The 18761-nt window shown below is 65.0% G+C and carries 21 protein-coding genes; 5 read left to right on the plus strand and 16 right to left on the minus strand.

The window, feature by feature from the left end; all coding sequences use genetic code 11:
- Positions 1–20: 20 nt before the first annotated feature.
- The 3 genes from ACFU4Z_RS01740 to ACFU4Z_RS01750 all read right to left on the minus strand — a co-directional run bounded on the left by ACFU4Z_RS01740 (position 21) and on the right by ACFU4Z_RS01750 (position 2946).
- The gene (locus tag ACFU4Z_RS01740; protein ID WP_379058833.1) at positions 21–551 is read right to left on the minus strand and encodes a YbaB/EbfC family nucleoid-associated protein; all 531 of its coding nucleotides are present in this window, start codon (positions 549–551) and stop codon (positions 21–23) included.
- Between the two features lie 50 nt (positions 552–601).
- Entirely contained in the window at positions 602–916 is a 315-nt protein-coding gene (locus tag ACFU4Z_RS01745) for a hypothetical protein (RefSeq protein WP_379058836.1), read from the minus strand.
- Between the two features lie 161 nt (positions 917–1077).
- Positions 1078–2946 carry a hypothetical protein gene (locus ACFU4Z_RS01750; protein ID WP_379058839.1) on the minus strand — a complete coding sequence of 623 codons (1869 nt, stop codon included), beginning with the start codon at positions 2944–2946 and terminating at the stop codon, positions 1078–1080.
- 587 nt (positions 2947–3533) lie between these two features.
- Between ACFU4Z_RS01750 and ACFU4Z_RS01755 the strand changes: the two genes are divergently transcribed.
- From ACFU4Z_RS01755 to ACFU4Z_RS01765, 3 genes are all read left to right on the plus strand, one after another.
- Positions 3534–5033: a hypothetical protein gene (locus tag ACFU4Z_RS01755; RefSeq protein ID WP_379058842.1), complete on the plus strand. Its 1500-nt coding sequence runs from the start codon at positions 3534–3536 to the stop codon at positions 5031–5033.
- Between the two features lie 51 nt (positions 5034–5084).
- On the plus strand, positions 5085–5528 hold the full coding sequence (gene dtd / locus ACFU4Z_RS01760; protein WP_379059297.1) for a D-aminoacyl-tRNA deacylase: 444 nt from the start codon (positions 5085–5087) through the stop codon (positions 5526–5528).
- Between the two features lie 127 nt (positions 5529–5655).
- On the plus strand, positions 5656–6438 hold the full coding sequence (locus ACFU4Z_RS01765; RefSeq protein WP_379058845.1) for a class I SAM-dependent methyltransferase: 783 nt from the start codon (positions 5656–5658) through the stop codon (positions 6436–6438).
- A gap of 642 nt (positions 6439–7080) precedes the next feature.
- On the opposite strand, the gene map is transcribed toward ACFU4Z_RS01765, so the two are convergent.
- The 13 genes from map to rplN form a co-directional block, all read right to left on the minus strand.
- Complete coding sequence (gene map, locus ACFU4Z_RS01770) at positions 7081–7881, minus strand: type I methionyl aminopeptidase (RefSeq protein ID WP_379058848.1); 801 nt, start codon at positions 7879–7881, stop codon at positions 7081–7083.
- A gap of 38 nt (positions 7882–7919) precedes the next feature.
- Positions 7920–8465 carry an adenylate kinase gene (locus ACFU4Z_RS01775; protein ID WP_364903754.1) on the minus strand — a complete coding sequence of 182 codons (546 nt, stop codon included), beginning with the start codon at positions 8463–8465 and terminating at the stop codon, positions 7920–7922.
- Positions 8462–9784, minus strand: a complete 1323-nt coding sequence (gene secY, locus ACFU4Z_RS01780; protein WP_379058851.1) for a preprotein translocase subunit SecY — start codon at positions 9782–9784, stop codon at positions 8462–8464. The genes ACFU4Z_RS01775 and secY overlap by 4 nt, the downstream gene beginning before the upstream one ends.
- Positions 9785–9947: 163 nt before the next feature.
- Positions 9948–10391, minus strand: a complete 444-nt coding sequence (gene rplO, locus ACFU4Z_RS01785; protein WP_379058853.1) for a 50S ribosomal protein L15 — start codon at positions 10389–10391, stop codon at positions 9948–9950.
- Between the two features lies 1 nt (position 10392).
- Positions 10393–10572, minus strand: a complete 180-nt coding sequence (gene rpmD / locus ACFU4Z_RS01790; RefSeq protein WP_062983142.1) for a 50S ribosomal protein L30 — start codon at positions 10570–10572, stop codon at positions 10393–10395.
- Positions 10573–11238 (minus strand): 30S ribosomal protein S5, encoded by a 666-nt coding sequence (gene rpsE / locus ACFU4Z_RS01795; protein WP_379058856.1) that lies wholly within the window; start codon positions 11236–11238, stop codon positions 10573–10575. It lies immediately after the preceding gene.
- 28 nt (positions 11239–11266) lie between these two features.
- Positions 11267–11674: a 50S ribosomal protein L18 gene (gene rplR, locus ACFU4Z_RS01800; protein WP_378687868.1), complete on the minus strand. Its 408-nt coding sequence runs from the start codon at positions 11672–11674 to the stop codon at positions 11267–11269.
- 2 nt (positions 11675–11676) lie between these two features.
- Positions 11677–12216 carry a 50S ribosomal protein L6 gene (gene rplF, locus ACFU4Z_RS01805; protein ID WP_379058858.1) on the minus strand — a complete coding sequence of 180 codons (540 nt, stop codon included), beginning with the start codon at positions 12214–12216 and terminating at the stop codon, positions 11677–11679.
- Positions 12217–12230: 14 nt separating this feature from the next.
- Entirely contained in the window at positions 12231–12629 is a 399-nt protein-coding gene (gene rpsH / locus ACFU4Z_RS01810; protein ID WP_364780183.1) for a 30S ribosomal protein S8, read from the minus strand.
- Between the two features lie 133 nt (positions 12630–12762).
- Complete coding sequence (locus tag ACFU4Z_RS01815) at positions 12763–12948, minus strand: type Z 30S ribosomal protein S14 (RefSeq protein WP_056818387.1); 186 nt, start codon at positions 12946–12948, stop codon at positions 12763–12765.
- A 2-nt stretch (positions 12949–12950) separates the two neighbouring features.
- Complete coding sequence (gene rplE / locus ACFU4Z_RS01820; RefSeq protein WP_328409221.1) at positions 12951–13514, minus strand: 50S ribosomal protein L5; 564 nt, start codon at positions 13512–13514, stop codon at positions 12951–12953.
- Position 13515: 1 nt separating this feature from the next.
- On the minus strand, positions 13516–13833 hold the full coding sequence (gene rplX / locus ACFU4Z_RS01825) for a 50S ribosomal protein L24 (RefSeq protein ID WP_328409219.1): 318 nt from the start codon (positions 13831–13833) through the stop codon (positions 13516–13518).
- 1 nt (position 13834) lies between these two features.
- Positions 13835–14203, minus strand: coding sequence for a 50S ribosomal protein L14 (gene rplN, locus ACFU4Z_RS01830; protein ID WP_379058863.1), 369 nt, complete (start codon positions 14201–14203; stop codon positions 13835–13837).
- A 344-nt stretch (positions 14204–14547) separates the two neighbouring features.
- Here rplN and ACFU4Z_RS01835 point away from each other — a divergent pair, with 344 nt between their 5' ends.
- Together ACFU4Z_RS01835 and ACFU4Z_RS01840 are read left to right on the plus strand one after the other, a co-directional pair.
- Positions 14548–16593 (plus strand): M13 family metallopeptidase, encoded by a 2046-nt coding sequence (locus tag ACFU4Z_RS01835; protein ID WP_379058865.1) that lies wholly within the window; start codon positions 14548–14550, stop codon positions 16591–16593.
- Between the two features lie 95 nt (positions 16594–16688).
- The gene (locus ACFU4Z_RS01840; protein ID WP_379058868.1) at positions 16689–18722 is read left to right on the plus strand and encodes a M13 family metallopeptidase; all 2034 of its coding nucleotides are present in this window, start codon (positions 16689–16691) and stop codon (positions 18720–18722) included.
- The last annotated feature ends 39 nt before the right edge of the window (positions 18723–18761 follow it).

Genomic DNA, 18761 nt, shown 5'->3' on the forward strand with positions numbered 1-18761 from the left:
CGCACCACTGATATCCGGATTCACCAGCCCGACTCGGCGACGTTCGGCTGCGCCGAGGGCGGTTCGTCGTGATCGAACTGCTCGACGCCGGTGAACTCCAATGCCGTGACGGCTTCATCGGTGGGTTTCGCGCGGGCACGGGCCCGCGCGGCGGGTGGTTCGGTGGAGACCTCGGGTGCGGCCGGGATCATGTCCTGGACATCGGGCATGCCCGGGATGAATTCCGAAAGCCGTGGCAGCCGTGACTGTTCCCGCGTCAGTTCGGCGACCATCTCCTTGGTCTTACGGTGGACCTCGGCCGCGGCCTCCTGCGCAGCGGTCGTCACCGCCCTGGCGATCTCGGGGTAGGCCAGATCATCGATGTCCGCGGCGAAGCGCGTCTCGATGACAACGCCTTTGGCATTGACGACCACGGTCACCCGCTTGCCCGCCGCCGATGCCGACGCCATGAGCTGGGCTTGTCGATGCTGCGCGCGCTGAATCGACTTGATGCCGGCCTGGACCGAATCCATCAGATCGGCCAACCTGGCTTTCGCCGCCTCGTTCGCCATTCCGCGTCTCCTGCCTCGCCCCGCTCGTGCGTCGGACGTCGCTGCGATGTCTACTCGCGGAAGGTCGATTCGTTGAGGACGTCCATGGCATCGAGCAGGTCGGCGCCGCCCTGCAGACCCTCCGAATATGCCTGCAACAGCTTGATTCTGGAGTCGAGGACACCAGTGAGGTTCTCGTCGGAAGGCTTGTAGCCCTTGTCGCCGGCGAAATGGTCGCCGAATTCGTCGGAGCCCCACTTGCCCCAGTGCTTGCTCCGTGCGGCGTCCAACGTCGACAACACGTTCTGAATATGCCCGGCAGCGGTATCCAGGTCACCGGCGATGTGGCGCAGCTGGGGGGAGGTCACCTTCACTTCGTCGGCCATGCCAAATCCCTCACCATGCGTCAGAACCAACTCAGGTGATCATCGCACAAACGTCATGTGACACGAAAGGGAATCAGCCGGGAAACGCGGGATTCGATTCGGAATCCCCGGATTTCGCGCCGAATCGGTCAGTGCCGCACTCGATCGATTCGAGACGGCGATCAAGCCTGAACGGAACCGTGCCGTTGCTGGAATCGCCGCTCGAATTCGGTGATGTACACCGTCGGCGCCACCGATGACGAAGACTGTTCCAGCACACCGTCGTCGGCAATGTAGAAGATCGCGCGTCCGATCGAGATCTCACCGGGCCGGGTCGGCACGTAGACCATCCAGCCCACAGTGATCCGGTCCGCGCGCAGATCTTCCAGCGGGTAGCCGGTGGTGTCCATGCCCTGGTCCAGGATGAACTGCCGCACCTGAGCGATCGCGTCCTCCTGCGGCATCGGTTCCGGCAGCGTCATGGTCACCCCGGCCAGCATGAGCTGGTAGAGGGCGCTGTCGATGTCGAAAGCGCTGTCCTCGCCGAAGACACCGGCGACGGTGTCACGCGTGACGACACCGATCTCCGCGGCCGACACCAGGGTGGCGACCGCGGCACGCTGCTGGTCGGTCGGTTCGTCGGCGACCAGGCCCGAGACCACGTCCACCACGGTCTCGGTACTCCAGACTCCCGGAATCGCCGCGGCGAGCTGAACCGAGTCCGGCGAGTCGCCGCGATACCAGTTGCCGCCCTCCCACCAGTAGCAGAACGACAGAAGACCATTGGCCGCACGAGGATTCAGCACCGGGTTGGCCACCCAATCCGGTGCGCCCGCGTAGACGTCGGGCAGCGGCTCGTCCCCGTTGTAGGCGGCATCCAGCTCGGGCGCGTCCCACACACCACCCGACAGCACGGCCCGTCCACCCGGCAGCGCATAGAGTGTCGAGCCGCTACGTTTGGCGCCCTCGAACCAGCTCAATGCGGGCAGCACCCGCGGTCCCCACTCCGATCCGGCCGCGACGAATGCTGCCGCGATCACCGCCCATCGTGCCGACATAATGGGAAACGCCGGAAAATCCCGCTCGGACAACACACCTCGCACACCGCTGTCCCGATCGTCGCGCGCCTGTGCGGCCGCGACCTGCGCCGGGCGTGACTGCCGATCACCGTGACCGACGTAGGCGGCCAACCACACCGGTAGCGAATCGCGCGGGTAGACCTCCATATCCGCGAGGTACGCCTCCGGCGGGAACAGCTGATCATCCGGAAACGGTTCGTCGCCGTAGTCGTAGTCGACGTCGATCTCGCCCGCGTTCGACAACGTCAGCAGCAGTCGCCACCACGGCCCGTCACTGAGCCGCGCCGAAACATGCCGCTGCTCACGAACCAGTGTGAGCACCGCGTCGGTCGGCTGCACACGCGCCGAACGTTGCTGATCGTCGGAAAAGACCACCTGCGCCAATTCCCCCTCGGTGGTCAGCGCGAACACCGCCTCGAACTGCCGCCACCCTCGTGGCCCCAAAGCCGCGAGACTATAGGCGATCTGGTGGCTGAGCTGCTTGGCCCGCTCCGTGACCTCGACCGTCGGCGCACTCTCGACCAGCGAGAAACCGACATCCGGATCGTCGCCCGCCTGCTCTTCGAAGGACTTCATGAACTCGGATATGAAGTCCGCATCAGGGTCGGAGGTGTCCTCGGGTACGCGACCAGCAGACGCCTGGTCCTCGGGTACGCGACCATCCGACACCTGGTCATCGGGTACACCACCAACCGACGCCCGTTCATCGGACAGCGGCTCGATAGGCAGGCGGTCGTCCGAAATCTGCCTGCCAGAAGTTCGTTCGACAACGGTCCGATCATCGGATCCGCGCTCGTTGAATGATGTTCCGCCGAGAGCAACTCCGCCCGTCGCATCGGCGCTGTCGTCAACCAGGTCGGCTGGTGCGACCGCATCGCGTTCGCCCGGCGACACCGTTGCGGATTCCTCGCGACCCGGATCCGACTCGTCGCGGGCCTGGTTGTCAGGTACCTCGTCGCCTGGTCTGGTCACGTCGCCGCAGTCTCCCTCATCTGCGCACCGCGGGCAGCCCCACGCGGGGAAGCGCCGCTGTGCCCGAGAAGTATTACCGCTCCTATCCTGGCACAGCGGCCCTGCGAACGACCGCCGAACGTTCGGCGGAACCTGACATGGGCGCTGATCACCGACCCCGATCATTCGACGTCGACCGCCCGTTGAGAACACATGGTTGTGGCGAACTGCGAGCAGGGGTTTCGATGGTGTGCCGCGCGAGGGGCGATGCTTCGAGATCTGTTCAGCGGGTGAAGATTCCGGCGCGGTTGACCACGGCCATCGCGTCGCTCCTCGTGTGCTCCTGCGGGCGCCCCGCATCCTCCACTTCGGATACTTCGATTCGACGATGACACCCCTTGACGACGCACCTGTTGCCCCGAAATGAACGGCGAGTGCCATGGCAATGACGCCGAGCTCGCCGGTCGGTGGCAACCTCGCCGCGCGCCGGATGGTTTCGGACCGCGATCACCAGCGCACGGTGCCCGGATTTGTGGCAGACTCGGCGGGCATGGATGCGGCCGATCGACGACCGTACGCGGAAGGTTGATGCGGGAGTTGAGATCGCGATGGATCTGAGCTCGATCGAGCGCCGAGTGGCTGCGGATCGAGGGGCGGCGAGAGACCGGTCGATCGAAGCCCAGCTGCGATTGGCCACGTCGTTGGTCGAATTGGCCAAAGAGTTGGTCGCCACGAAGAACGGCTCCGGCCGCGACCGGACTGCCGAAGCCTTGGCGCCCGCACAAGAAGCAGTCGCCATTCGGTTGCACTGGCTGACCGCTGGGCAGGTGTCCGCACAGTTTGCGGGCGAGGTGCAGGACGCGCTGCGCGTGTTCGAACAGGCCGCCCGTCACATCGGCCACCGCGAACTGGCGGCAAGCACTATCCGCAGCGCCTGTGGCGCCTACCGGCAAGTGGCGCACACTCATCCGCAGGCGGCCGGCGTGTGCGCCGACGCACTGTCGAAGTGCGGTGTGTGGTTGTGCAGGCTGGATCCGAAGACCGCCGTCGCCGCGTCCGAGGATGCGGTGCGGATTCGCAGCAGGCTGTTCGCGGCGAATCCGGATCAATCCGGCAAGTACCTCGCCAGTCTGAGCACGCTGCTGCGCACCCTCATGGTCGGCAGAGAGCGTAAGCAGGCCATCGCGATGTATCGCGAGCGATATGCGGCACTGACCTCACCCGAAATGACGACACAACTGCGCCAGACGCGCATCGAGGACATCGACCTCACCATCAAGTCCTATAGCGCGCTCGCGAAGCTGGACTGCGCGACGCTCGAACGCGCCGGACGGCTGACCCAGCAGCAGATCCTCTACCAGACCGCGGGCGACCTCTCCACGATCGAAGAGATCAACTGGAAACTGGCCCTGGTCGGCATCAAACCGTTGACCCCCGGCGCGATGCCCGATCCGCCGTCGCGGCCGGTCGAGATCGCCACGACCTTCGGGGCGCTGAGCGTGCGCTGCTCGGCCGGTGACGCCGTCGCGCAGGTCCGCGCCGCGGTCATCGCCGCGTACGCGGCCGACAGCGCGCAGCCCGCGACCGGCTCGACCCATCTCGGCGGGGTGGAAATCATCTGGAGCGCAGCCGATCTCGAACTGAACTCCGCGACCGAGCTGGGCGATGACATGGTGCTCATCGAACAGCCCTACCCGGGCTCGGTGACCGTGATGAGCCTGAAATGGGAGCTGGCGAATGTCGGCAGACATCCACTGGCGCTGCAGCTTTCGAACCGCTGGCCGGTGATCAGCGTGGCCGCCACCGAAAACATGGCCTATGAACTGTGCCGGTACGAGGGCGGCAAGGCCACGCAGTACGCCGCTCTCGGCCGACCGAGCGGACAGGCGCCGCTCGACGAGCCGCTCGCGCCCATGGATTTCGCGACGCTGGCGGACTACGGCGCGGACTACGCGTCCGAAACCCAGGTCCGCGCCGCGTTCGGCAATTCGCCCATGTTCGCCAAGCTGACCCACCTGCCTGCCAATGGCATTCGGCAGACTGCCGAAACGGTGCCGCACACCGACCTGCTCTTCTTCAAGAAGGTGAAGGCTCCGGAACCGAGCTGAGACAGCACACCCGCCGGTGCGTCGACCGGACCGCACGGCATGATCACCGATGTGCGAGTCCTATTACAGCGAGTGTCCTCCGCCCGGGTGACGGTCGAGGAGGAGATCGTCGGCCGGATCGATCCCGCCGCCCACCATGCGCCCCACGGGCTGGTCGCCCTGGTCGGCGTCACCCACGGCGACACCGGCGCGACCGCGAAAGCCTTGGCGGACAAGGTGTGGCGGCTGCGCATCCTCGATGGCGAGCGCTCCGCCGCCGACCTGGCCGCACCCATCCTGGTGATCAGCCAGTTCACTCTTTACGCCGACACGTCGAAGGGCCGCCGCCCCTCCTGGAACGCGGCCGCACCCGGCTCGGTCGCCGAACCCATCGTCGACGCGTTCGCCCAGGCACTGCGCGACCTGGGCGCCACCGTCGCCACCGGCCGCTTCGGCGCCCATATGCATATCGACCTGACCAACGACGGGCCCGTCACCATGCTCCTGGAAGGCTGATGCCCGCTCACGCGGACAGCAGCCAGTCGGCAATGTCGACGACGACCTAGAAATTCACGTGTGTGGCCGGGCGTCGATGGCCCGGAATACCACCGGACAGGCAAAGTCGAGGCCCTATGGTGGAGAGATGGACGGCGAACTACACGCCCGTGCGGCCGCCTCATTCGGCGCACAGGCCTCCGCCTATGCCGAACATCGTCCGGACTACCCGGCGGCAGCCATTCGGTGGGCTTTGCAGCCGCTCGGGCGTCAGCGCTCGCCCGTGGTCCTCGATCTCGGCGCAGGGACCGGCAAGCTGACCGCGGGTCTGCTCGGCGCGGGAGCCGAGCCGATCGCGATCGAGCCCGACGCCGACATGCGCGGTGAACTGACTGCCCGATATCCCGGCGTGACCACGATTGCCGGCGCCGCGGAGTCGATTCCGCTGCCGGACAATTCGGTGGATGCGGTGCTGTCCGGACAGGCGTTCCACTGGTTCGACCAGGAGCGTGCCTTCCCCGAGATCGCCAGGGTGCTGCGCGACGGTGGCGTGTTCGCCGCACTCTGGAACACCGACGACAGCACGGTCGACTGGCTCGCGGGCCTGCTGGCGGTCTCCCGGCCGAGAGTCGCAGTTCCGCCACCGAAGCCCGGTGACCGGCTCCCGAAGCATCCGCTGTTCCTCGACTTCGAACGAGCCCAATTCCCGCACGCACACCGGCGGACCGCCGAATCCCTCACGACCACAATCGGAACCCACTCGCACACCCTGGTGATCACGGCGCCGGAACGCGCCGAACTGCTCGGCCGGATCCTCGACTACCTGCGCAGCAGGCCCGAGACCGCCGACGGCGAATTCGATATGCCCCTTGTCACCGACGTCATCCGCGCCGTCCCCAGGACCGAAACCCCGGTGTCACAAGGCAAATAAACGCTACGCCATCAGGATCGGCCGCAGCCCAAGGGAATTCGAGTAGTTCCCTACTCAGGTGAGCAGTCGGCGATGCGACATACGATCTCTACATCGTCAAGAGTTCATCTCGAACAGGGAAGGAAAAGCACTGACACACCACAGCGTTCGAACCGGCTGCTCGACCGAAAGGCGAGGTCGGGCGTGCAGACGCGGGTGGAAGGAACGACGTCACCGATCCAGCGATGAGCTGGGGTATCGCCCGGTGACACCGGCGGATCGGCCACTGTGCCGACGCGGGTGTCGCGAGGCGTAATCGCCCTGCGGATTACCCGCGGCGTCGGCGCGTATCGAGCCTCGCCGCGTAACGTCCCCATACCCTCGGTCGTCGATGTCGCTGCACCCCATGTCGGAGCGTCCCGAATGTCGGCGCTTTGTCACGTCGGGGTGTCCTGGGTAGCGGCCCGCCGGGTCCGTCGTCGATGTCGGCGGATCGATGTCGGAGCATGTTCGATGTCGGACGATCGCGCCCTGTCGATGTCGAGGCACCGCGAACGTTGGGCGCCGCACGAAGTCATGACGCCACCAACGTAGGGCATCGTCAATGTCACCGACGCCCAACGTAATTCACGGTCGAGTCGGCCACCGGGGCCGGCCGGTCAGCTATTCCGGACGCAACGTCAGAATGCGCGGTCCGTCTTCGGTAACGGCGACCGTGTGCTCCCAATGTGCGGCGCGGCTGCCGTCGATGGTCACCACGGTCCAATCGTCGCCGAGCACCTTGGTCTGGGTCGTGCCCAATGTCAGCATCGGCTCGATCGCAAGGACCGATCCGACAACGAGTCTCGGCCCTTTGCCCGGGTCACCCTCGTTCGCGAGGAACGGATCCATGTGCATTTCGCGGCCGATGGCATGCCCGCCGTAACCGTCGACGATGCCGTAGGCGCGACCGTGCAGTTCCTCTGCGGCGCGGGTGCCGAGCTCGATGGCGTGCGAGACGTCCGTCAGCCGGTTACCGGGCAGCATTGCCTCGATACCGGCCTCCATGGACAGCTTGGTTGCCTCGCTGAGCAGCCGATCGGCGTCGATGATCGGGCCGACGCCGAACGTCCACGCCGAATCACCGTGCCAGCCGTCGAGAATCGCGCCACAGTCGATGGAGACCAGATCGCCGTCGGTCAGGATCTCCTCGGCGGTCGGAATCCCGTGCACCACACGGTCGTTCACCGATGAGCAGATCGAACCGGGGAACCCGTGGTAGCCCTTGAAGGACGGCACCGCACCCGCATCGCGAATCACCTGCTCGGCGACCTCGTCCAGCTCCAGGGTGCTGACACCGGGCTTTGCCGCATCGCGCACCGCGACGAGCGCGCGGCCGACGATCGCGCCTGCCGCCGCCATGGCGTCCAGCTCGCCCGCGGTGCGGAACGGCACCACCTTCTTGTTCTTACGACCGAAGACCATGACGGTTCAGTGTCCCATCGCTGGTGCGGTGAGTGGCATCAGTGCCCGAGTGCGCGCAGCGCGCGGGCGTTGACCTCGTCGACTTCGCCGACACCGTCCACGGTGACGACCAACCCGTCGTAGTGCTCCAGCAGCGGCTCGGTCTCGTCCCGGTACACCCGGAGCCGGTTGCGGATCACGCCTTCGTTGTCGTCGGCGCGGCCACGGGCCAGCATCCGCTCGACCACGGTGTCCTCGGCGACGACGAAGCACAGCACCGCGTCGAGCTTGGTGTCCATGTCGGCGAGGATCTTCTCCAGTGCGTCGGCCTGATCGACCGTGCGCGGGTAGCCGTCGAGTACGAAACCGTTGGCGGCGTCGGGCTCGGCGACCCTGGCCTCGACCATGCGGTTGGTCACATCGCTCGGCACCAGATCGCCGGCGTCCATGTACTTCTGCGCTTCGCGCCCCAGCGGGGTCTGCTGGCTGATGTTCGCACGGAACAGGTCACCGGTGGAGATGTGCGGGACGCCCAGCTTTTCCGAAAGCAGGACGGCCTGGGTGCCCTTGCCTGCACCCGGCGGACCGAGAAGTACAACTCTCACTTGAGGAACCCTTCGTAATTTCGATTCATCAGCTGGCTCTCGATCTGCTTCACCGTGTCCAAGCCGACGCTCACCATGATGAGCACCGCGGTGCCGCCGAACGGAAGGTTCTGCGCACCACCGGACGAGCCGATGTCGAGGAACAGATTGGGCAGCACTGCCACTAGACCGAGGTAGATCGAGCCGGGGAGGGTGATGCGGCTCAGCACAAAATTGAGATAGTCGGCGGTCGGCCTACCGGGACGGTAGCCCGGAATGAAGCCGCCGAACTTCTTCATCTCGTCGGCGCGTTCCTCCGGGTTGAAGGTAATCGCGACATAGAAGTAAGTGAAGAACACGATCAGACTGAAATAGATCGCGATGTAGACCGGGTTGCCCGGAGTCACCAGGTATTTCTGAATGATCTCCTGCCACCAGCTCTGGTCTGCCGCGCCCTGCGACGACGTCAACTGGGCAACCAGATTCGGCAGGTACAGCAGCGATGACGCGAAGATCACCGGGATGACGCCCGCCTGGTTCACCTTCAGCGGCAAATACGTCGAGGAGCCACCGTACATCTTGCGGCCGACGACTCTCTTGGCGTACTGGACCGGGATCCGGCGCTGCCCCTGCTCGACGAAGATCACCGCGATGATGATGGCAAGTGCGGCGGCGCAGACGAGCCCGAAGACCAGCGGGCCACGGCCGTCCAGGATGGACTTGCCCTCGGTCGGGATGCGAGCGGCGATACCGGCGAAGATCAGCAGCGACATACCGTTACCGACACCACGCTCGGTGACCTGCTCACCGAACCACATCACCAGCGCGGCACCGGCGGTCATCACCAGCACGATGATGATCATGCCGAAGATGCTGGTATCGGCGAGGATGTCCTGCTGGCAGCCCTGCAGCAGCTGTCCGCGGGCCGCGAGCGCGACCAGACCGGTGGCCTGCAGGATCGCGAGGGCGATCGACAGGTACCTGGTGTACTGCGTCATCTTGTTCTGGCCTGCTTGGCCTTCTTTTCGCAGTTCCTCGAACCGCGGGATGACGACCGTCAACAGCTGAATAATGATGCTGGCGGTGATGTAGGGCATGATGCCGATCGCGAAGACCGACAACTGCAGCAGCGCACCACCGGAGAACAGATTGATCAGCTGGTAGATACCGCCGGACTCACCGCCGGAAACCAGGTCGATGCATTCCTGCACGGCCTGGTAATCAACGCCAGGGGACGGCAGCGCGGCACCCAAGCGGTACAACGCGATCAACCCCAGCGTGAAGAGAATCTTCCGCCGTAAGTCCGGAGTCCGGAAGGCCGATACGAAGGCGGAAAGCACAGATCCTCCTGGCGAACGACATGGTCATGCCATGGATATTTCAGCGATGTCCTGGTCGGAAGGCGCCGTATCCCATGACGAGGCTTGGCAGACAACAATTGAACTCTAACAGTGGCACCGGACGAGCCTTCACTCGTCCGGTGCCACTATGTGCAGAGTACCGTCAGCCCAGCTCGGTGACAGTGCCACCGGCCGCGGTGATCTTTTCCTTGGCGGCACCGGTGACCTTATCGACGGTCACCTGGACCGCGACACCGATCTCGCCGTCACCCAGGATCTTGACCAGCTGGTTCTTGCGAACCGCACCGGCCGCGACGAGCTCGGCCTTGCCGATCTCGCCACCCTCGGGGAACAACTTGGCGATCGAGCCGACATTCACGACCTGGTATTCCGTGCGGAATCGGTTCGTGAAGCCCTTGAGCTTGGGCAGCCGCATGTGCAGCGGCATCTGCCCGCCCTCGAAGGAGGCCGGAACGTTCTTGCGAGCCTTGGTGCCCTTGGTACCGCGACCCGCGGTCTTGCCCTTGGAGCCTTCACCGCGACCCACACGGGTCTTCTCGGTCTTGGCGCCGGGAGCCGGACGCAGGTGATGCAACTTGATGGTCATGTCAGACCTCCTCAACTGTTACGAGGTGGCGCACGACGTTGATCAGCCCACGGTTCTGAGGGTTGTCCTCACGAACCACGGTCTGGCGGATCTTCCGCAGGCCGAGCGTACGAAGGCTCTCCCGCTGGTTCGCCTTGGCGCCGATCGACGACTTGATCTGGGTCACCTTGAGATCTGCCATTTACCTGCCACCTCCCGCTGCCTGAGCGCGTGCGCGCAGCATGCCCGCGGGGGCAACGTCCTCGAGGGGCAGACCACGACGGGCCGCGACCTCTTCCGGACGCTGCAGCATCTTGAGTGCCGCAACCGTCGCGTGCACGACGTTGATGGCGTTATCGCTACCGAGCGACTTCGCCAGAATGTCATGAATGCCAGCGCATTCCAGCACGGCACGCGCCGCGCCACCGGCGATCACACCGGTACCGGGCGAAGCCGGACGCAGCATGACGACACCGGCCGCCGCCTCACCCTGAACGGGGTGGGTGATGGTCGAGCCGATCATCGGGACGCGGAAGAAGTTCTTACGAGCTTCCTCGACACCCTTCTGAATAGCCGCGGGAACTTCCTTGGCCTTGCCGTAGCCGACGCCGACCAGACCGTTGCCGTCACCGACGATCACGAGGGCGGTGAAGCTGAAGCGACGACCACCCTTCACGACCTTGGAGACACGGTTGATCGCGACGACACGCTCGAGCTGGTTCTTCTCGGCCTGCTGGTCGCGACGGTCACCGCCGCCACGACGATCACGGCCACCGCCGCGGCCGTCGCGGTTGTCGCCGCCACTGGCGGCACCATTCTGCTGTCCGGCGGGTCCGCTGCCGCCGTCACGCCTCTGACGTCCCGGCATCAGACGTTCCTTCCGTTGTTCTTGATCATCAGAATTTCAACCCACCTTCGCGAGCGGCGTCCGCCAGCGCGGCGATCCGTCCGTGGTAGTCGTGACCACCACGGTCGAAGACGACAGCCTCGATGCCGGCAGCCTTGGCACGCTCGGCCAGCAGAGCGCCGACCTTCTTGCCCTTGGCCGACTTGTCGCCGTCCAGTGCGCGCACATCGGCCTCGATCGAGGACGCGGCGGCAATGGTCTTGCCGATCGAGTCGTCGATGAGCTGTGCGTGCAGGTGACGCGAGGAGCGGTTGACCACCAGGCGCGGACGCTCGGTGGTGCCGACGACCTTCTTGCGCAGACGGAAGTGACGGCGCGTCTTGGACAGCCGACGCGTGGTCGAAACGTCCTTGCCGCGCGGGACGCGCTTGGCCTTCTGGTTTTCGGTTTGCGCCATGATCACTTACCCGTCTTTCCGACCTTGCGGCGAACGACCTCGCCGGCGTAGCGGATGCCCTTGCCCTTGTACGGGTCGGGCTTACGCAGTCCGTGGATCACAGCGGAGATCTGACCGACCTTCTGCTTGTCGATTCCGGACACAGAGAACTTGGTGGGCGTTTCCACCGCGAAGGTGATGCCTTCCGGCGCCTCGATCGGGACCGGGTGGCTGTAGCCGAGGGCGAACTCGAGGTTCGAACCCTTGGCCGCAACGCGGTAACCGACGCCGAAGATTTCCATCTTCTTCTCGTAGCCCTTGGTCACACCCTCGACCATGTTCGAGACCAGGGTGCGGGTCAGGCCGTGCAGTGCACGACTCTGGCGCTCGTCGTTAGGACGGGCGACCTCGAGCTGACCGTCCTCGCCCTTGGCGACGGTGATCGGCTCGGCGACGGTGTGCGACAGGGTGCCCTTGGGACCCTTCACCGACACGGTCTGGCCATCGATGGTGACATCGACGCCCGCGGGAATTGCGATGGGCTTCTTGCCGATACGCGACATTGTCCTACCTCCCCTTACCAGACGTAGGCGAGGACTTCCCCGCCTACACCTTGCTTGGCCGCCTGGCGATCCGTGAGCAGACCGGTCGACGTGGAGATGATCGCCACGCCGAGGCCGCCCAGGACCTTGGGCAGGTTGGTGGATTTCGCGTACACACGCAGACCCGGCTTCGAGACGCGACGCAGGCCCTGCAGGCTGCGCTCACGGCTCGGGCCGTACTTGAGGTCGACGATGAGGCTCTTGCCCACGGTCGCGTCCTCGGTCCGGTAGTCGGCGATGTAGCCCTCGCGCTTGAGGATCTCGGCGATGTTCGCCTTGAGCTTCGAGTGCGGCGCCTTCACCTGATCGTGGTACGCCGAGTTGGCGTTGCGCAGACGAGTCAGGAAGTCTGCGATCGGATCAGTCATGGTCATGTTTTTGACCGTTTACCTTTCTCGCAACGGTTCCCATGCAGGAGCCCCAGCGGGACTCGTGGGCCTATCACGAAGTGGGGGTTAGTTTCCCGTCGCGACCCGGCGTGTGCCGGACGACGGAAGTTGGTGGTGGCTACCAGGAGCTCTTGTGAACGCCCGGCAGCTCGCCGCGGTGCGCCATCTCGCGAACGCAGATACGGCACAGGCCGAACTTGCGGTACACCGCGTGCGGGCGACCGCAACGCTGGCAGCGGGTGTAGGCGCGGACGGCAAACTTCGGCTTGGCCTCCGCCTTGATACGCAGTGCTTTCTTGGCCATCGTCAGTTCTCCTTGAACGGGAAGCCGAGGTGCTTGAGAAGGGCGCGGCCCTCTTCGTTGTTCGTCGCGGTGGTCACGACGGTGATGTCCATACCGCGCGGACGGTCGATGGAGTCCACGTCGATCTCGTGGAACATCGACTGCTCGCTCAGGCCGAACGTGTAGTTGCCGTTGCCGTCGAACTGCTTCGGCGACAGGCCGCGGAAGTCGCGGATACGGGGCAGCGCGATGGAGACCAGGCGGTCGAGGAACTCCCACATGCGGTCGCCACGCAGCGTGACCTTCGCACCGATGGGCATGCCCTCACGCAGCTTGAACTGCGCGATCGACTTGGTCGCCTTGCGGACCTCGGGCTTCTGACCGGTGATCAGTTCCAGATCCTTGATGGCGCCGTTGATCAGCTTGGCGTCACGGGCGGCGTCGCCGACACCCATGTTGACGACAACCTTGACCACGCCCGGGATCTGCATCACGTTGGCGTACTCGAACTCGCCGTTCAGCGCGTCCTTGATCTCGGCCCGGTAGCGCGCCTTCAGGCGCGGCTGGGTCTTCTCAGAGGTAGTCATGTCAGATGTCCTTCCCGTTCTTACGGGAGATCCGGACCCGCTTGCCGCTCTCCTCATCGGTGCGGTAACCGACACGGGTCGGCTTGCCATCGGAATCGACGACCATCACGTTCGAGACCTGGATCGGGGCTTCCTGGGTCACGATGCCACCCGAGGAGGCGCCACGCTGGTTCGCGGAGTCCGCGACGTGCTTCTTGATGCGGTTCACGCCCTCGACCAGGATCTTGCCGGTCGCCGGGTAGGCCTGAATGACCTTGCCCTTCGCGCCCTTGTCCTTACCCGAGATGACGAGCACGGTATCGCCCTTGTGCACCTTCATGTCAGAGCACCTCCGGGGCCAGCGAAACGATCTTCATGAACTTCTTCTCGCGCAGCTCGCGGCCGACCGGGCCGAAGATGCGGGTGCCACGCGGGTCGTTGTCCGGCTTGATGAGCACGGCGGCGTTCTCATCGAACTTGATGTAGGACCCGTCCGGACGGCGGCGCTCCTTGGTGGTGCGCACGACGACGGCCTTGACGACCTCGCCCTTCTTGACGTTGCCGCCGGGCACAGCGTCCTTGACGGTGGCGACGATGATGTCGCCGATGCCGGCATAGCGACGTGACGAGCCACCGAGCACGCGGATGCAAAGGATTTCCTTCGCACCCGTGTTGTCGGCGACGCGCAGTCGCGACTCCTGCTGAATCACTTCAGCCTCCTTGACCTGGATGTATACGCACGCCGGATTGCCGACCCGACGGGCATGGTCCTGCTGCCACCCGAACGCGCGCCTGCCAGCGGTTATGTGGATCTCGATGACCCAACCACTGGGGGTTCACGGCCGGATTGCGGGCATAGCTCCCGCAGGCAACCGGTTCAGTGTAGGGGAATCCGCTGGTCATCCCAAAATCGGGGCCATTTCGGCGACCCTGACATTCAGCTGTGAAACCCCGCCGATCAGTGCTCGCGAGCCTTCTCGTTACTACCCTCGGTCCTGGCAGGATCACCAAAAATGTCACGCGTATTCGATATCGCCGCTGGAAGAGGGGTTTCTTGAGTTCGTCCACCGGTCCGTTTCGATTCGATCGCCGAGCTTTCCTGATCGCGATCGGAGTGATTCCCGCCACCGCGGTTCTGGCGTCCTGCTCCAAGGACGCGGCGACGCCGCCGACCGGGGTCGACATGAGCGGCGCCGACCAGGCGATTCGTCCGCAGGACGATCTATACCGGCACGTCAACGGGGCTTGGCTGCGCGATTTTCAGCTGCCGCCGGACCGGCCGTCTTACACCTCGTTCAATGAGGTCCGCGACCGTGTCCAGCAGCAGTTGCGCGACATCGTCGACAGCATTCGCGACCCGAAGCCGGGGTCGGCCGAACAGCAGATCCGCGATCTCTACGACGCCAGGCTCGATCTCGACGAGATCGAGCGACTCGGCATCACTCCGCTTGCCGACCTGTTCGCCGCGATCGACGGCGCCGCGACCAAGGCAGACCTCGCCGGGGTGATGGGCGCGCTGCCGGTCGGCGGCCTGATCGGGCTCGGGGTCGCGGTCGACCAGAAGAACTCCGGCGACTACATCGCCATGATCCAGCAATCCGGCATAGATCCGACCATGGGCGAGCAGTACTACCGGAAGCCCGAATACGCCGAGCAGCTGGCGGCCTACCTGGCCTATCTGGAGCGCATCGCCGCCGGGGCGGGCTTCCCCGATCCTGCGGGCACGGCACAGCGCGTGCTCGCAGTGGAGACCAGGATCGCCGCCGGGTATTGGGACGACGTTCGGCTGCGCAATCCCGACGCCACCTACAACCCGCTCGGCTGGACCGAATTGACCTCGCTCGCACCGCAATTCGACTGGGAACCATGGCTCGCGGGCCATACCGACCGACCCGGGCAGCTGTTCGGCGAGGTGGTGGTCGGGCAGCCGTCTTTCGTGACCGCGGCGGGACAGCTGTGGGCCGAGGTCGACATCGCGGGCTGGCGGGAATATTTGCGCATGGCCGTGGTGAAGAAATTCGCGGCCGAACTACCCAAAGCCATCTCCGAGGCCGCCTTCGACTTCATCGGCAAGGCGCTGCAGGGCCAGCAACAGCGTCAAGAGCCGTGGAAGGACGGCATCGACACCGTCGACGACACGCTCGGCCAGCAGCTCGGGAAGATATATGTGGGCGAGTACTTCCCGCCGGTCGCCAAGGAACGGGCGCAGGCGCTCGTCGCCGATCTCATGGCCGCCTATCGGGACAACTTCACCAACTCGTCGTGGATGTCGCCGCCGACCAGGGCTGCGTCGATCGCCAAATTGGACAAGATCGTCGCGAAGATCGGCTATCCGGACACCTGGATCGACTACTCCGGACTGCACATCACCAGGGGCAAATTGATCGAATCCCTCCGCGCGGCGGAAACTTTCGAGAACAAGCGAATGTTCGCGCGACTCGGCACACCCGTCGACAGATCCGAATGGGGCATATCGCCGCAGACGGTGAACGCCATGTACGACCCGAGCGCCAATGAGATTTCGTTCCCCGCCGCCATTCTGCAGCCACCGTTCTTCGACAAGGATGCTCAGGCGGCGGTCAACTACGGCGCGATCGGCGCGATCATCGGTCACGAGATCGGTCACGGCTTCGACGACCAAGGATCGGAATACGACGCCGAGGGCAACCTGCGCGACTGGTGGACCCCGGCGGATCGGGCCGCGTTCGACGCCAAGACCGCGCAGCTCATCGCACAGTACGACGTGCTCGTTCCCGTCGGCCTCGATCCGGGCAAGCACGTCGACGGCGCGCTCACCGTCGGCGAGAACCTCGCCGATCTGCGGGGGCTGAGCATCGCGCTGGCGGCCCTGCGGATCGCGGGACAGCGCGAGGGCACCGGCGACCCCGACTACCCGACGCTGTTCGGATCCTGGGCGCGCATCTGGCGGGACAAGTCGACCAAGCAGCGGCAGGAGCTGCGCCTGGCCATGGACGTCCACGCCCCCAATGAATTCCGATGCAATCAGGTGATCCGCAATATCCCCGAGTTCTACACCACCTTCGGCGTCACCGCCGCCGACCGGCTGTTCCTGCCCGAGGACCAGCGGGTCACGCTCTGATCCGCCGGGCCCGCATCGCTGCGGACAGGTAGCCTCGGGCAAGCAATATCGCGCCTGACGAGGATGCGGGACACCGCATCGGGAGAGGAATCCTCGTGACATCAACCGGTCGTCCCGGCCAGCTGGACCGTCGTGCCTTCCTGATCGCGCTCGGGGCCGTGCCGGCCGCCGTGGCGCTGGTTTCGTGCTCGAAGACCGACATCGTGCAGCTCACCGGTGTCGATCTGGGTGGCGCCGATGACGCTATCCGGCCGCAGGACGACCTGTATCGGCACGTCAACGGCAAGTGGCTGCGGGAGTACCAGCTGCCGCCGGACAAGGCCGCCGTCGGTGCGATCAGCGAGGCTTCCGACCGCACGCTGGACCAGTTGCGGGCGATCATCGAAGGCATCAAGGATCCGAAGGCGGGCTCGGAGGCGCAGCAGATTCGCGATCTCTACGACGCGCGCCTCGATCTCGACACGATCGAACGCCTCGGGATGACCCCGCTCGCCGATCTGTACGCCAAGATCGACGGCGCCGCGACCAAGCCCGACCTGGCCAAGGTGATGGCCGAACTGCCCATCTCGGGTCTGATCGGCATCGGTATCGGCATCGATCGCAAGAACTCCAACGCCTACATCCCGACCATCGGCCAATCCGGCCTCGGCCTCAGCGAGCAGTACTACCGCAAACCGGAGTACGCGACGCAACTCGCGGGCTACAAGACCTACGTGGAAAAGATGGCCGCGGCCGCAGGCTTCGCCGATCCGACCGGGCTGGCGCAGCGGGTGGTCGACCTGGAGACCAAGATCGCGGCCGCGCATTGGGACAGCGTGCGCAATCGGAACACCGACGCCACCTACAACCTGATGAGCTGGTCGGAATTGACCGCGCTCGGACCGCAATTCGACTGGGACCCGTGGATGGCGGGCAATACCGACCGGCCGCGCCAGCTGTTCGACAAGATCGTGGTTTCCCAGCCGTCGTTCGTGACGGGGGCGGCGCGGCTGTGGGCCGACGTCGATATCGCCGTCTGGCGGGAGTACCTGCGCACGAGCGTGACGGCGAATTTCGCCCGCTTCCTGCCCAAGCCCATCTCCGATGCGCGCTTCGATTTCGTCGGCCGGGTGCTGAGCGGGCTCGACGAACGCCCGGAGCTGTGGAAGTCGGCCGTCGGTGTCGTGGACGACAATCTCGGCGACCAGCTCGGCAAACTGTATGTCGCCGCGCACTTTCCGCCGGAGGCCAAGGAGCGCGCCAAGGAAATGGTCGCCGACCTCATGGCCGCGTACCGGGATAACTTCACCCATTCCACCTGGATGTCGCAGCCGACCAGGGAAGCGTCCCTCGTCAAGCTCGACAAGATCGAGTCCAGGATCGGCTACCCGGACAAGTGGGACGACTACTCCGACTTGAAGATCACCAGGGGCAAGTTGATCGAATCCCTGCTCGCGGTCAATGCTTTCGAGTCCAAGAAGGCCTTCAACCGGCTCGGCACCCCCGTCGACAAAGCCGAATGGGGTATGTCGCCGCAGACGGTGAATGCCTACTACTCCCCGACCAATAACCAGATCACCTTCCCGGCCGCCTATTTGCAGCCGCCGTTCTTCGACAAGGACGCCACCACAGCCGTCAATTACGGCGCGGTCGGGGCCACCATCGGCCACGAGATCGGACACGGCTTCGACGATCAGGGTGCCAAGTACGACGCCGACGGCAACCGGCGCGACTGGTGGACCGCCGAGGATCTGGCCGCGTTCGAGGCCAAGACCAAGCAGTTGATCGACCAGTACAACCCGCTTGTCCCGGAGGGCCTGGATCCCAAATATCACGTCGACGGCGCGCTCACGGTCGGCGAGAACCTCGCCGACCTGCGCGGGCTGCAGATCGCGCTGGAGGCCTACCGCATCGCGGCGAAGCGAGAGGGCAAGGAACCGGACTTCCAGCAGATGTTCTTCTCCCATGCCCGCAGCTGGCGCGAGAAGCAGACCGAGGAAGCCACCATCAATCAGCTGCAGGACACCCATTCCCCCAGCGAATTCCGTTGCAACCAGGTGATGCGCAATCTCGCCGAGTTCTACAACACCTTCGGAGTGAAGGAAGGCGACAAGTTGTTCATGCCGGAGAACCAGCGCGTCAGTTTCTGAGCGCTTGGTGGTTATCCACCATCCCGACCAGCAGCCCGG

It is taken from the genome of Nocardia sp. NPDC057440, from assembly GCF_042802915.1.
In the GTDB taxonomy this organism is placed as follows: Bacteria; Actinomycetota; Actinomycetes; order Mycobacteriales; family Mycobacteriaceae; genus Nocardia.